Annotated in this window: 13 protein-coding genes; 12 read left to right on the forward strand and 1 reads right to left on the reverse strand. The window is 69.5% G+C overall.

Annotation, left to right across the window (positions count from 1 at the left end; all coding sequences use genetic code 11):
• Window positions 1–20: 20 nt before the first annotated feature.
• The 6 genes from ACEN96_RS22055 (at window position 21) to ACEN96_RS22080 (ending at window position 5,664) form a co-directional block, all read left to right on the forward strand.
• Complete coding sequence (locus ACEN96_RS22055) at window positions 21–863, forward strand: flagellin N-terminal helical domain-containing protein (RefSeq protein WP_495585176.1); 843 nt, start codon at window positions 21–23, stop codon at window positions 861–863.
• Between the two features lie 366 nt (window positions 864–1,229).
• Entirely contained in the window at window positions 1,230–2,099 is an 870-nt protein-coding gene (locus ACEN96_RS22060; RefSeq protein ID WP_343639238.1) for a flagellin N-terminal helical domain-containing protein, read from the forward strand.
• Between the two features lie 155 nt (window positions 2,100–2,254).
• Complete coding sequence (gene fliD, locus ACEN96_RS22065; RefSeq protein ID WP_495585177.1) at window positions 2,255–3,685, forward strand: flagellar filament capping protein FliD; 1,431 nt, start codon at window positions 2,255–2,257, stop codon at window positions 3,683–3,685.
• A gap of 225 nt (window positions 3,686–3,910) precedes the next feature.
• Entirely contained in the window at window positions 3,911–4,345 is a 435-nt protein-coding gene (gene fliS / locus ACEN96_RS22070) for a flagellar export chaperone FliS (RefSeq protein ID WP_495585178.1), read from the forward strand.
• Between the two features lie 102 nt (window positions 4,346–4,447).
• Window positions 4,448–4,747: a flagellar protein FliT gene (locus ACEN96_RS22075; protein WP_495588660.1), complete on the forward strand. Its 300-nt coding sequence runs from the start codon at window positions 4,448–4,450 to the stop codon at window positions 4,745–4,747.
• A gap of 194 nt (window positions 4,748–4,941) precedes the next feature.
• Window positions 4,942–5,664 carry a flagellar brake protein gene (locus ACEN96_RS22080; RefSeq protein WP_495585179.1) on the forward strand — a complete coding sequence of 241 codons (723 nt, stop codon included), beginning with the start codon at window positions 4,942–4,944 and terminating at the stop codon, window positions 5,662–5,664.
• A gap of 24 nt (window positions 5,665–5,688) precedes the next feature.
• Here the strand turns inward: ACEN96_RS22080 and fliE are convergent, their stop codons facing one another.
• Window positions 5,689–6,009, reverse strand: a complete 321-nt coding sequence (gene fliE / locus ACEN96_RS22085; protein WP_254783195.1) for a flagellar hook-basal body complex protein FliE — start codon at window positions 6,007–6,009, stop codon at window positions 5,689–5,691.
• A 170-nt stretch (window positions 6,010–6,179) separates the two neighbouring features.
• On the opposite strand from fliE, the gene fliF reads away from it, so the two are divergent.
• From fliF to ACEN96_RS22115, 6 genes are read left to right on the forward strand one after another with little or no spacing between them, the layout of a single operon-like run.
• Entirely contained in the window at window positions 6,180–7,898 is a 1,719-nt protein-coding gene (fliF, locus tag ACEN96_RS22090; protein WP_495585180.1) for a flagellar basal-body MS-ring/collar protein FliF, read from the forward strand.
• Between the two features lie 60 nt (window positions 7,899–7,958).
• Window positions 7,959–8,954 (forward strand): flagellar motor switch protein FliG, encoded by a 996-nt coding sequence (fliG, locus tag ACEN96_RS22095; protein WP_495585181.1) that lies wholly within the window; start codon window positions 7,959–7,961, stop codon window positions 8,952–8,954.
• A gap of 12 nt (window positions 8,955–8,966) precedes the next feature.
• Window positions 8,967–9,815, forward strand: a complete 849-nt coding sequence (locus ACEN96_RS22100; protein WP_495585182.1) for a FliH/SctL family protein — start codon at window positions 8,967–8,969, stop codon at window positions 9,813–9,815.
• Window positions 9,812–11,236, forward strand: coding sequence for a flagellar protein export ATPase FliI (fliI, locus tag ACEN96_RS22105; protein ID WP_495585183.1), 1,425 nt, complete (start codon window positions 9,812–9,814; stop codon window positions 11,234–11,236). The genes ACEN96_RS22100 and fliI overlap by 4 nt, the downstream gene beginning before the upstream one ends.
• A 34-nt stretch (window positions 11,237–11,270) precedes the next feature.
• On the forward strand, window positions 11,271–11,741 hold the full coding sequence (gene fliJ / locus ACEN96_RS22110) for a flagellar export protein FliJ (RefSeq protein ID WP_495585184.1): 471 nt from the start codon (window positions 11,271–11,273) through the stop codon (window positions 11,739–11,741).
• Window positions 11,742–11,773: 32 nt separating this feature from the next.
• A complete protein-coding gene (locus ACEN96_RS22115) occupies window positions 11,774–13,216 on the forward strand; it encodes a flagellar hook-length control protein FliK (protein ID WP_495585185.1) in 1,443 nt (480 codons plus the stop codon).
• Window positions 13,217–13,294 lie beyond the last annotated feature (78 nt).

The raw sequence follows: 13,294 nt of genomic DNA on the forward strand, positions 1-13,294 counted from the left end.
AATCTCTAAAGGAATGGATCATGGCTCAGATCATCAACACCAATCTGCAATCGCTGAACGCCCAGCGCAACCTCTCGTCCTCGCAGTCGTCGCTGTCGGTGTCGATGCAGCGCCTGTCCTCGGGTCTGCGCGTCAACTCCGCCAAGGATGACGCCGCCGGCCTGGCGATCGCCGACCGCATGAACGCCCAGGTGCGCGGCATGAACGTCGCGGTGCGCAACGCCAACGACGGCATCTCGCTGGCGCAGACCGCTGAAGGCGCGCTGTCCAAGGTGGGCGACTCGCTGCAGCGCATGCGTGAACTGGCGGTGCAGGCGCGCAACGCGACCAACACGACGTCCGACCTGGATTCGATCGGCAAGGAATACGCCCAGCTGGGCCAGGAAATCGGCCGGGTGATCGGCGGCACGACCTTCAACGGCAAGGCCATCCTGGGCAGCGACGCCGGCACGCAGACCTTCCAGATCGGCGCCAACACGACGGCCAACGACTCGGTGGACGTGGTCACCAACAACATGACCAACGATGCGACCATCACCGCCGTCACCGGCGGCGTGATCGACAACGCGTCCACGCCCGACACCCTCAAGACGGTCATCGACAACATCGACGCCGCCATCACGACGGTCTCCGGCCAGCGCGCGATCCTGGGCGCGTCGCAGAACCGCTTCGACGCGATCATCTCCAACCTGCAGGTCTCGGTGGAGAACCAGACCGCCGCCCGCAGCCGCATCATGGATGCCGACTTCGCCGCGGAAACCGCCAACCTGAGCCGCTCGCAGATCCTGCAGCAGGCGGGCAACACGATGGTGGCCCAGGCCAACCAGCTGCCCCAGCAGGTCCTGTCGCTGCTGCGCAGCTGAGCGGCCAGGCACTGGCCAGTCGCTCCGGGCGCCCTCCCCTTTCAGAGGGCACCCTTTTTCGGTTGACTCCTCAAGCACGGCCTTCGCGGCCGGCCTCCAAAGGCTCCGCATCGACCTCCGGGATCGATGCGGAGCCTTTTTTCTGATTCGGGAATGGCCGGTTTTCCGCCCCTTAATCGGCCCTTCGGCGTTGGCACTCGTTTCGCACAATGGCAACCATCGAGCATGAATTGAGCTCGACCACCGGTCCAACCGGCAGATCCGAACAATGACTGCGATGGCGCAGCGAGGATCGGCAGGCGAGGTCGGGAACGACCAACCCAACCGGGATCGCAGCCAGGACAGGATCTCCGCAGGAGTGCATCAATGCCACAGACCATCAACACCAACATTGCCTCGCTCAACGCGCAACGCAATCTGAATTCGTCGCAGTCGTCGCTGGCCACCTCGATGCAGCGCCTGTCCTCGGGCCTGCGGGTGAACTCCGCCAAGGACGACGCCGCCGGCCTGGCCATCGCCGAACGCATGAACGCCCAGGCGCGCGGCATGTCGGTGGCGATGCGCAATGCCAACGACGGCATCTCGCTGGCGCAGACCGCGGAAGGCGCGCTGGGCAAGGTCGCCGATTCGCTGCAGCGGATGCGCGAGCTGGCCATCCAGGCCCGCAACGCCACCAACGCGGACAGCGACAAGGATTCGCTGGACAAGGAATTCGGCGAGCTGGCCAAGGAAATCCAGCGCGTCACCGGCGGCACCACCTTCAACGGCAAGTACATCCTGGGCCAGGACGCGGGCACGCCGCAGACCTTCCAGGTGGGGCCCAACACGACGTCCAATGACGAGATCACCGTCACGACGCCCAACATGTCGTCCGACGACGCGATCACCAAGGTGTCGGGCTCCGACACCGGCGGCACCGGCCGCTCGGTGATCGACCACACGGCGGACGCCGGCGCGATCGCCACGGTGGTGGCCAACATCGACGCGGCGCTGGACCAGGTCAACAGCCAGCGCGCGACGCTGGGCGCGACGCAGAACCGCTTCGACGCCGTGATCTCCAACCTGCAGGTGGCCTATGAGAACCAGACCGCCGCCCGCAGCCGCATCATGGATGCCGACTTCGCGGTGGAAACCTCCAACCTGAGCCGCGCGCAGATCCTGCAGCAGGCCGGCAACGCGATGGTGGCCCAGGCCAACCAGCTGCCGCAGCAGGTGCTGTCGCTGCTCAAGGGTTGATAGGAAATCGCAATCGAACCGCCGGGTCTGCGTCCTAAAGTCGGACCGACCGGCGCCGATATGCAGGACAGGGCCTCTCGCGGGGCCCTGTCGCGCATGGGGCTTCCCGCAGGGCAGCCCGCCGACGGAGTCTAGGGTCACAGGGAGTTCGCACGATGGCCACCATCACCTCCACCGGTCTGGGCAGCGGTCTGGACGTCGAGAGCATCGTCACGAAGCTGGTCGCGCTGGAAAAGCAGCCGATCACCGACCTGCAATCCCGCACGGACACGATCAAGACCCAGATCTCCGAGTACGGAAAGATCCAGAGCGCCTTCAGCGCGATGCGCGACGCGTCCGCCAAGCTGAGCAATCCCGCGACCTGGGCCGCGCTGACCGCCACCTCCTCCGACACGTCCATGGCCACCGTGGTGGCCGGCGCGGGCTCGGGCGCGGGCAGCTACTCGCTCAACGTGACGCAGCTGGCCGCGGCCCAGAGCGTCTCCAGCAAAGCCTTCACGAACAACGCCACGGTCGGCTCGGGGTCCATGACCATCGAGCTCGGCCAATGGGGCGGCACCGACGCCAGCCCCACCTTCACCAGCAAGGGCGGCGCCAGCCCGGTCAGCATCTCCATCTCCTCGACCGACACGCTGACCAGCGTCCGCGACAAGATCAACGGCTCGGGCGCCGGCGTGCTGGCCTCGGTCGTGACGGACGCCACCGGCTCGCGCCTGGTGATCCGCTCGCGCGACACCGGGGAGGCCAACGGCTTCCGCATCACCACGGCGGACGACGACGGCAACGGCTCGGACGCCAGCGGCCTGTCGGCGCTGGCCTATGACCCGACCGCGTCGATCGCGTCGATGACGCGCAACACCGCCGCGGCCAACGCAAAGCTCCAGATCAACGGGCTGGACATCAGCTCGGCGAGCAACAACATCGAAGGCGCCGTCGACGGCCTGACCGTCAACCTGCTCAAGACCGGCCAGTCGACCGTCTCGGTCGGCCAGGACAAGGACAGCGTCAAGAAGGCGATCAACGATTTCGTCACCTCGTACAACAGCCTCATGAACCTCATGAGGAACGACACCAAGTACGACGACGCCAACAAGACCGCCGGCCCGCTGCAGGGCGACAGCACGGCGGTCGGGCTGCAGAGCCAGCTGCGCAACATCACCGCCTCGGGCAGCACGCTGGGCGGCGCCTTCCAGCGCCTGTCGGACCTGGGCCTGAACATCGGCACCGCCGGCACCATCACCGTCGACGACAGCAAGCTCACCAGCGCGCTGGGCAGCATGAGCGACCTGAAAAACCTCTTCATGGGCGTGGACACCAGCGATCCGAACAACAACGGCCTGGCCTCGCGCTGGCGCGCCTTCGCCGACCAGGTGACGGGCTTCGACGGCTCCATCACGACGCGCACCACCGGGCTGCAGTCGCGGGTGACGGCCAACGGCAAGCGCATCGACGAGCTCAACGACCGCGCCGACTCCTACGAGAAGCGCGTCCGCGCCCAGTACACCGCGCTGGACACGCAGATGGCCAAGCTCAACGACATGCAGAGCTACGTCAACAAGATCACCAGCATGCTGAGCAGCAGTTGACGCCGCGCGCGTGTCCGCGGCGCCGCGGGCACGCGGAACTGGGCCGCCGCGACCGCCCTTCTCCGGCGCTTCGAAAAGCCCGCCGACAAGCCTCCTCACGGAGGCTTTCTCTTTTCCGCGCGCGGGCAGAATTTCGAGACAAATTCGACACGGGAGAGGCTCAAGTCGGGTCAGCGGGGGCCGAAAACTGAATCAAGCACTTCAGCACTCCCGCAGCAGCACATCATGTACGGCAACTCCTCCCCTTTCGCTTCCCACGCTCAGCGCGCCAGCAACATGTACAACCGCGTCGGCGTGGAGACCGACGTGATGACGGCCACGCCGCATCGCCTGGTGACGCTGCTGCTGGATGGTGCGTTCGACTCGATGACGCAAGCCATCGGCGCGATCCGCACCGGCAACGTCGAACTGAAGAACCGCAGCCTGTCGCGCGCGGTCCGGATCCTGGACGAGGGCCTGAAGGCGGCCCTGGACCTGGAGTCCGGCGCGCTCGCCCTGGACCTGCGTGACCTGTACGCCTACATCTGCATGCGGCTGACCCGCGCCAACCTGAACAGCGACGACGTCGCGATCGAGGAATGCGTGACCCTGCTGCAGCCCATCCGTGAAGCCTGGGCGGGCATCGCCCCGGCTGCCGCCGAACAACGTGCCGCGGCCTGATCCGATCCGGATCGACGCCCAACGCCTGACGACTTGAGAAGTTCCATGTCCAAGTACACCGCCAAGCCCCAGACCGCCCACGCCCCGACCCCGGACCGCATCATGAGCACCCAACTGTTGAGCTATTACGAAGCCATCGAACAGGCCAGCGCCGACATGCTGAGCGCCGCCCGTTCCGGCAACTGGGACGAGGTCGTGAAGCTCGAGGGCGCCTGCGTCCTGCTGATCTCGCAGCTCAAGCATGCGGCGTCCAGCCAGCAGCTGGGTCCGGACGAGTCGCAGCTCAAGACGCGCATCATGCAGCGCATCCTGCTGAACGACGCCGAGATCCGCCACCTGGCCGAGCCCTGGCTCGAGGACCTGGACCAGCTGATGAAGGGCAAGTCGAAGACGGTGCACTGAGCATCGGCCCGGCCCGGACGCTCCGGCGCCCTCGGACATGATCCGAGACATCGGTCACGCTCCGGGCCTGCCGCTCGCGACGACGCCGCGACCGGCCCCTCGAACGGATGGGGTTGGCGCGGCGTTTGCCTTGGGGTTGCGTGTAGATTTTCCCAACGATCCCCTGCCGGAAGCTGGCCTTGACCGACCTGAAGATGCCTGTCCTCACCTCCGATCCCGCGGACGCCGATTTCCGGCTGGACGCGCCGGGGGAAATCATGAACTGGCTGCGCGAGCTGCTGCAGTCGCAGGCGCGCATCCAGCTGTCGACGCCCGAGGGCGAGGCGATCCACACGGTGCTGCGCTCGCTGGACACGCCGCAGGGCATGCTGACGATGGAAGCGCCGCTGGCCGGCGGCACGCTGGCGCCGGTGCTGGCCAGCGACGAGCTGGTGGCGACGGCCTACCTGGACCGGATCAAGCTGCAGTTCGACGTCTCGGGGCTGGTGGCGATCCGCGGCGACGGCGCCGAGGTGCTGCGCGCGCCGACGCCGCTGCGGCTGTACCGCTTCCAGCGGCGCCAGGCCTACCGGGTGGCCTCGGCGGGGCAGCTCTATCCGGCGCTCAAGCTCGCGCAGGCGGACCTGCCGCGCATCCGGGTGATCAACGTGAGCGCCGGCGGCGTCGCGCTGCAATGGCCGGCGAACGTGGTGCCGGTGCCGCAGGCGGGCGAGGAGATCAGCGCCACGCTCGAGCTCGAGCGCGAAGTCAGCTTCACCGCGCTGCTGCGCGTGCAGCACATGACGGACGGGGAGGAAGGCGCGCCGCACCAGGCGGGCTGCGCCTTCGTGTCGCTGCCGCCTTCCGCGGCGCGGGCGCTGCAGGTCTTCATCGACCAGGCGCAGAAGCGCGAGCGCCTGATGCGGCGCGGCGTCTGAACACAGGGCTCGCGGGACGCGAGCTCACACCTGCATGTTCATGATTTCCGAATAGGCCGACACCAGCCGGTTGCGCACCTGCAGCGTGGCCTGGAAACCGATCTGCGCCTTCTGCATGGCGACCATGGTCTCTTCGAGGCTGACCGTCGGGTTGTCCAGCTGGACTTCCCGCTGCAGCCGCGACGCCTCGTTCTGCTGCGTGCTGACGGACTTCAACGCCGAGCTCATCGCATCGGCGAAGCTCGTGCCGCCCGGCGCGGCCTTGGCCACCGGCTGACCCTGGGGGGTCAATCCGGCACGGGCCACCGCGCTGGCGAAGTCGAAGGGTTTGAGTTTGAGGTCCACGCCACGCATCCTAGGGATGCAGCCCCCCACCCATAGCCCGGAACAGGGGGGCCTTCTTCGGCCTGTTCCCCCCATTCTTGAGGCCCCCGATCGAAATAATCCGGACCTGTGCCCAGGCGTCCGCCCGGATCCTGGCCAACCGATCGACCCGCCGTAACCGCCCCCACCCCATGGACAACGCCCTGAGCAGCCCCGCCGCCGGACTTCCCGAGGTGCAGCAGACCGCCGCCACGAGCCTGCCCGCCCGTCTGGCCGCGATGCCCACCAAGAGCAAGCTGATGCTGGGCGGCGGCGTCGCCGCGCTGCTGGCGGTGATCGTGGCGATGTCGATGATGACGGCCCGGCCCGACTACCGGCCGCTGTTCTCCGGCCTGTCCGACAAGGACGGCGGCGCCGTCATCGCGCAACTCGCGCAGATGAACGTGCCCTACCGCAACGACCCGGGCGGCGTGATCATGGTCCCCGCCAACCAGGTCTACGACCTGCGCATGAAGCTGGCCTCCGCCGGCCTGCCCAAGGGCGGCATCGTCGGCTTCGAGCTGATGGACAAGCAGTCCATCGGCCAGACTGCCTTCAACGAGCGGCTGAACTTCCAGCGCGCGCTCGAGGGCGAGCTCACCCGCACCATCACCGCGATGGCCGACGTCGCCGACGCGCGCGTGCACCTGGCCATGCCGCAGCAGAACGGCTTCTTCCGCGAACAGCAGAAGCCCAGCGCCTCGGTCATGCTGACCCTGCGCGGCGGCCGCACGCTGGACCGCGCCCAGATCGCCGGCATCGTCCACCTGGTGTCGTCGTCGGTGCCCGAACTCAATCCCAAGGCCGTCAGCGTGCTGGACAGCACCGGCGCCCTGCTTTCCCAGAACCCGGACGGCAACGGCTCCGGCCTGGACAGCCAGCAACTGCAATACAAGCAGCAGGTCGAAGCCAACCTGAACAAGCGCATCGCCGAGCTGCTCGAGCCGGTGGTCGGCCGCGACAACCTGCGCTCGACGGTGACCGCCGACGTCGACTTCAACCAGGTCGAATCCACCGCCGAGGAATACAAGCCCAACCAGGGCCCGAACACCCAGAGCGCGGTGCGCCGCCTGACCTCCGAGGAGCAGTCCGGCGGCGGCGCCGCCGTGCCCACCGGCGTGCCCGGCGCGACCTCCAACCAGGTGCCGCCGCAGGCCGCCGCGCCGATCAACGGCCAGGCCCAGCAGATGCAGCCGGCCGGCCAGTCCGGCCCCGCGCAGAACCAGCGCCGCAACGCCGACACGCAGTACGAGCTCGACCGCACCGTGCGCGTCACGCGCAACGCCATCGGCCAGGTCCGCCGCCTGAACGCCGCCGTCGTCGTCAACCAGAAGACGGTCACCGACAAGAACGGCAAGACCTCCAGCCAGCCGCTGTCCGAGAACGAGATCCAGAAGCTGGATTCGCTGGTCAAGGAGGCGCTGGGCTTCTCGCAGGAGCGCGGCGACTCGGTCAAGGTGCTCAGCGCCCCGTTCGTGTCGGACAAGGTCGAAGGCGCCGACGTGCCGCTGTGGCAGCAGCCCTGGCTGCGCGACATGGCCCGCGACCTGGCCGTGCCCGCCGCCCTGGTGCTGGTCGCGCTGATCGCCGTGTTCGGGCTGGTTCGCCCTGCTCTCAAGGCGGCTTTCCCGCCGCCGGCCGAACAGAAGGACGACACTGCCACGAATCAGCTCAGCGTCGTCGAGGACGAGCAGCTGGCCCTGGGCGGTCCGGGCGGCCTGCCCGCCCTGGAGGCGCCGATCTCCAACGACAAGCTGGTGCGTGCCCGCCAGCTGGCCAAGGAGAACCCGGTCGCGGTGGCCAACATCATGCGCGCCTGGGTCAACGGCGAAACGCTGGAGACGGCGGCTCCGGCGGGCGCCCGCCGCTGAGGCGGCTGACCGCGGCCCGCCCATCAGAGCGCCCATCAGGATCGACAGCGAGACATCACCATGGACGACAAAGGCGTCGAAGACGCGGCCATCCTGCTCATGTCCCTCGGCGAGGAGGAGGCCTCGGAGGTCTTCAAGCACCTCTCGCCGAAGGAGGTGCAGAAGCTGGGCGAGACCATCGCCAAGATGAAGGTCGTGCCGCGCGAGCGCGTCGAGAAGGTGCTGGACAAGTTCGACCTCGTCGCCGAGACCCAGAGCACGCTGGTCAGCGACACCGACGAGTACGTCCGCTCGGTGCTGCGCAAGGCGCTGGGCGAGGACAAGGCCAACCTGCTGCTGGACCGCATCCTGCAGGGCTCGGACGTGTCCTCGATCGAATCGCTGAAGTGGATGGACCCGGGCTCGGTCGCGGAACTGCTGCGCAACGAGCACCCGCAGATCGTGGCCGCCATCCTGTCGCACCTGGACTTCGACCAGAGCAGCTCGGTGCTGCGCGTCTTCACCGAGCGCCAGCGCAACGAGGTGCTGATCCGCATCGCCACGCTGGACGGCATCCAGCCCATGGCGCTCAAGGACCTGAACGAGGTCATGGGCCAGATCCTGGCCGGCGGCGAGCGCATGAAGAAGTCCAACCTGGGCGGCGTCAAGACCGCGGCCGAGATCATCAACATGATGGGCACCAGCGTCGAGGCCTCGGTGCTGGACTACATCCGCGAGGCCGACTCCGACCTGGCGCAGAAGATCATGGACAACATGTTCACGTTCGACGACGTGGAGAAGATCGACGACCGCGGCATCCAGGCGGTGCTCAAGGAAGTGCAGTCCGAGTCGCTCATCGTCGCGCTCAAGGGCGCGGGCCCCGAGCTGCGCGAGAAGATCTTCCGCAACATGTCCACCCGCGCCGCCGAGACGCTGCGCGAGGATCTGGAATCGCGCGGCCCGGTGCGCCTGTCCGAGGTCGAGGCCGAGCAGAAGGAGATCCTCAAGGTGGTGCGCCGCCTCGTCGACGAGGGCCAGATCGTGCTGGCCGGCGGCGGCGACGACCAGTTCCTGTAAACCTGCGCATCGATGGTCACCCGCCCGCCCCGCCAAGTCCCGCCGCCGCCCCGCCCCGAAGGCGAGGCGCAGCGCGGCAACACCTACAGCCGCATCATTCCGCGCGAGGAACTGTCCGGCTTCGCCGCCTGGAATCCCGGCGCGCTGGAAGGCGGCGCCGCGCCGCGCAAGCCCGCCGTCACGGCGCCCGCGCCGGTCGAGCCGCCGGCGCCTCCCCCGCCGCCCGGCCCCAGCGTCGAGGAGCTGATGCAGCAGGCCCGCCAGGCCGGCTACCAGGACGGTTATCGGGACGGCATGGCCGCGCTGGACGCGTTCAAGCAGAGCTTCGCCCGGCAGATCACGGCGCAGGTCGGCCAGCTGGTCGCCAGCTTCGACCAGGACCTGTCCGCGATCGAGCAGGGCATGGCGGAGGCGCTCGCGCGCACCGCCGTCGAGCTGGCCCGCCAGGTCGTGCGCAACGAGCTGACGACCGCGCCGGAACTCGTGTCCCGGGTCGCCCACGACGCCGTCGAGGCGCTGCTGATCAACGCCCGCCACGTGCGCGTGCGCGTCCATCCCGACGACCTGCCGCTGGTGCTGGACGGCGCCGGCCAGGAACTGCGCGCCCGCGAGGCCCAGGTCATCCCCGATGCCTCGATCGCCCGCGGCGGCGTCAAGGTCGATGCCGACATCTGCAGCGTCGACGCCTCGCTGCCGGCGCGCTGGCAGTCGGCCGTCGGCGCGCTGGGCCAGACCTCGGTCTGGGAGGACCGCCGCTCCGCCGCCGACGAGCAGCGCGAATCGCGCCTCGATTTCCGCACCGATCCCACGCCCAGCCAGTACGGCGGCCTGCCCCACGGCCTGCCCGAGGAGCAGCGATGAGCGCGCGCACCGACCGCTGGCAGCAGTACTTCGAGGACCTGCAGGCCTTCGCCGGCAACGCGCCGGCGCTGGAGCCGCAGGGCAAGCTGGTGCGCGTGGCCGGCCTGGTGCTGGAGGCCACCGGCGTGAAGGTGCCGGTCGGCTCGGTGTGCGAGATCCACATGCCCTCCTCCGCCACCGCGCCGCGCCGCGGCCAGCGGCCGGTGACGGCGGAAGTGGTGGGCTTCTCCGGCGACCGCGCCTACCTGATGCCGACCGACGAGATCCAGGGCCTGGCCAGCGGCGCGATGGTGCTGCCGCGTCCGGCCGCGCCGCATGGACCGCTGCTCGGCGAGGAACGCCATCCCTGGCGCCGCGACGAGGACCGCGGCCTGCACCTGCCCATGGGCGACGGCCTGCTGGGCCGCGTCGTCGATCCGCAGGGCCATCCGATCGACCGGGCCGGCCCGCTCGGGGAAGTCCGCGACGAGCCGATGGTCCGCCGCCCGATCAACGCCATGGACCGCGACCCGGTCCGCCGCCCGCTGGACACCGGCGTGCGCGCGATCAACTCGCTGCTGACGGTGGGCCGCGGCCAGCGCCTGGGCCTGTTCGCCGGCACCGGCGTCGGCAAGTCGGTGCTGCTGGGCATGATGGCCCGCTACACGCAGGCGGACGTCATCGTCGTCGGCCTGATCGGCGAGCGCGGCCGTGAAGTGAAGGAATTCATCGAGGACATCCTCGGCGAGGAAGGCCTGCGCCGCAGCGTGGTCGTCGCCGCGCCGGCGGATGCGCCGCCGCTGCTGCGCATGCAGGGCGCGACCTATGCCACCGCGATCGCCGAACACTTCCGCGACCGCGGCCAGCACGTGCTGCTGCTGATGGATTCGCTGACCCGCTACGCGATGGCGCAGCGGGAGATCGCCCTCGCGATCGGCGAACCGCCGGCCACCAAGGGCTATCCGCCTTCCTGCTTCGCGAAGCTGCCGCAGCTCGTCGAGCGCAGCGGCAACGGGCTCGCGGGCGAAGGCTCGATCACCGCCTTCTACACCGTGCTGTCCGAAGGCGACGACCAGCAGGACCCGATCGCCGACGCCGCCCGAGGCATCCTGGACGGCCACATCGTGCTGAGCCGCGAACTGGCCGAAAGCGGCCACTACCCCGCGATCGACGTCGAACGCTCCATTTCGCGCGTGATGACCAGCGTTGCCGACAAGCGGCACGTGGAGCTCGCGCGCCGCTTCCGGCAATTGCTCGCCAAGTACAACAAGGCGCGCGACCTGATCCAGCTCGGCGCCTACCAGCCCGGCCACGACCCCGATCTGGACCTCGCCGTCCGGCTGCATGGCGACATGGACCGGTTGCTCCAACAAGACATGCATTCCCCGGCTTCTTTGAACGATTGCCTCAACCAGTTGACCGCCACACTCAACCTTGCGTAGTAGCTGCCGACATCCGTGAAGCGAGGTCATCGACATGAGTAGTTCCAATCTGCAGGCCCTGACCGTTCTCCTCGAACGCGCGGAGGCCGAGCGCGATGAAGCGTTGCGTCATCTGCAGGAAGCGCAGTCGCGTGCCAACTCGGCGCGCGACCAGCACGACCAGCTCTCGCAATACCGATCGGACTACCGGAACCGCTGGACGCAGGAGTTTTCCCAGCGGACCACGGTGCAACTGCTCGGCTGCTACCAGAACTTCGGCCAGCGCCTGGACCAGGCGATCGGCCAGCAGGCCGGCATCGCCGACTTCGCGGACCAGCGCCTGACGGCCGCCCGCGACGTGCTGCGCGAGCGCGAACTGCGCGTCGCCTCGGTGCGCAAGCTGATCGAGCGCCGGCGCGCCGAGACCCTGCGCACCCAGATGCGCCAGGAACAGCGCGCCACCGACGAGCAGGCCGCCCGCGCCGCCAGCCGCGGCGGCCACCCGATGTCCCGGCTGGTCGCCTGATCGCGGCCCGGTCCCTTGGTCCTTTCCTCGCCATGACGCAGATCCAGAACAACACCGCGCTGCCGGGCGCCCTTGGCGGCCTCGGCGCGAACAATCCCGCCTATGCCGGCCGCAAGGAGGGCTCGCCCGACTTCGCCCGCTGGCTGAACCAGAGCAGCCAACAGTTGCAGAACCAGGCCTCGCTGGCGCAGCAGTCGCAGCAGCTCAGCGCCCAGCAACTGCAGACGCAGCAGCAGGCGCAGCAGTTGCAGGCTCAGCAGCTCCAGAACCAGCAGCAGGCGCAGCGCCAGCAACAGGCGCAACCCAAGCCGGAGCGCCCGCCGGAGCACAACGCCTCCGACGATGAGAACCGGCTGGCCGCGCGCAACGCCGCCGCCCGTCAGGGCGCGGGCAGGACGCAGGACGCGAAGGCGCCCGCGGCGCCGGCCAGGAAGGACGCCGGCCAGCAGGCGGACGCCAGCGATGCGGCCGACGCCGCCGATGCCGCCGCCAAGGACACCCGCGCCGCGGCCGACGCCGGCGACGCGCAGGATGCGAACCGTGTCGACGCCAAGGACGGCGAAGGCAAGGACCGCAAGATCGCCAAGGAGGCGAAGGACGGTGCCGCGACGCCGGCCGAGCAGATCCTGGCGATGCTGCGCGGCGAGGCCCCGGCCGAGGCCAAGCCCCGCGCCGCCGATGGCGATGGCGATGCCGCCGGCACCGACGCCCTGCCCGGCGGCACGCAGGCGCATGGCAAGCACCCCACCACCGGCGACGCGATGCGCGAGCGCCAGGAACTCCAGCGCGAGCTGAGCCAGGCCGCCGCCGGCAAGGCCGGCGCCGCCGAAGGCGCCGACAAGGCGGCCGCGCAGGACTCGCTGCAGGCCGTGTCCGGCGGCGCGCACGAGATCGCGATGGGCGACGGCGCCGCCAAGGGGCCGCAGCACAGCTTCGAGGCCCTGCTCGCCGCGGCGCAGCAGGCGGGGACGGCTCCGGCGGCCGGCGGCGCCGACGCCGCCGCGCCGGCCCAGGCCCCCAGCGTGCCGCTGAGCCAGCCGCTGGACAGCCCCGACTTCGCGCCCGAGCTCTCGGCCAGCGTCAGCCTGCTGATCAAGGACGGCGTCCATGAGGCCCAGCTCCAGCTGAATCCGACCGAGATGGGGCCGGTGTCGATCAACATCCAGCTCGAGGGCCAGCAGGCGCAGGTCAACTTCCACGCCCAGCACGCCGCCACCCGCGAGGTGCTGGAGCGCAGCCTGCCAGACCTGGCCGCGGCGCTGCAGGCCCAGGGCCTGACCCTGAGCGGCGGCGGGGTGTTCGCCCAATCGCAGTCCAGCGGCGGACAGAATCGCGGGGACGGTTCCCCGGACGGCGCCGCGAACGGCTCGGGCCGGCGCGGCGGACGTGGCTCGGACGACGACGGCGCGATCGCCGCCACCGGCCGGGGCGAGCGCCGCGCCGCGCCGCGCGGGCTGGTCGATCTGTACGCCTGACGGTCGCCGAGTCTGACCGGATTCCGCCGCCTTTTCGCGCGTTGAGCGCGCGGGCGGCGTTTCACAATGGGAGCCATT

Source organism: Roseateles sp. Mitsp63 (genome assembly GCF_059491535.1).

Bases quoted from the DNA above. Each gene is read 5' to 3' on its own strand.
- fliS (WP_495585178.1), top strand. From the start codon at position 3,911: ATGTACGGCAACTCCTCCCCTTTCGCTTCCCACGCTCAGCGCGCCAGC.
- ACEN96_RS22075 (WP_495588660.1), top strand. From the start codon at position 4,448: ATGAGCACCCAACTGTTGAGCTATTACGAAGCCATCGAACAGGCCAGC.
- ACEN96_RS22060 (WP_343639238.1), top strand. From the start codon at position 1,230: ATGCCACAGACCATCAACACCAACATTGCCTCGCTCAACGCGCAACGC.
- ACEN96_RS22080 (WP_495585179.1), top strand. From the start codon at position 4,942: ATGCCTGTCCTCACCTCCGATCCCGCGGACGCCGATTTCCGGCTGGAC.
- fliI (WP_495585183.1), top strand. From the start codon at position 9,812: ATGAGCGCGCGCACCGACCGCTGGCAGCAGTACTTCGAGGACCTGCAG.
- fliF (WP_495585180.1), top strand. From the start codon at position 6,180: ATGGACAACGCCCTGAGCAGCCCCGCCGCCGGACTTCCCGAGGTGCAG.
- ACEN96_RS22100 (WP_495585182.1), top strand. From the start codon at position 8,967: ATGGTCACCCGCCCGCCCCGCCAAGTCCCGCCGCCGCCCCGCCCCGAA.
- fliD (WP_495585177.1), top strand. From the start codon at position 2,255: ATGGCCACCATCACCTCCACCGGTCTGGGCAGCGGTCTGGACGTCGAG.
- fliJ (WP_495585184.1), top strand. From the start codon at position 11,271: ATGAGTAGTTCCAATCTGCAGGCCCTGACCGTTCTCCTCGAACGCGCG.
- ACEN96_RS22115 (WP_495585185.1), top strand. From the start codon at position 11,774: ATGACGCAGATCCAGAACAACACCGCGCTGCCGGGCGCCCTTGGCGGC.
- fliG (WP_495585181.1), top strand. From the start codon at position 7,959: ATGGACGACAAAGGCGTCGAAGACGCGGCCATCCTGCTCATGTCCCTC.
- ACEN96_RS22055 (WP_495585176.1), top strand. From the start codon at position 21: ATGGCTCAGATCATCAACACCAATCTGCAATCGCTGAACGCCCAGCGC.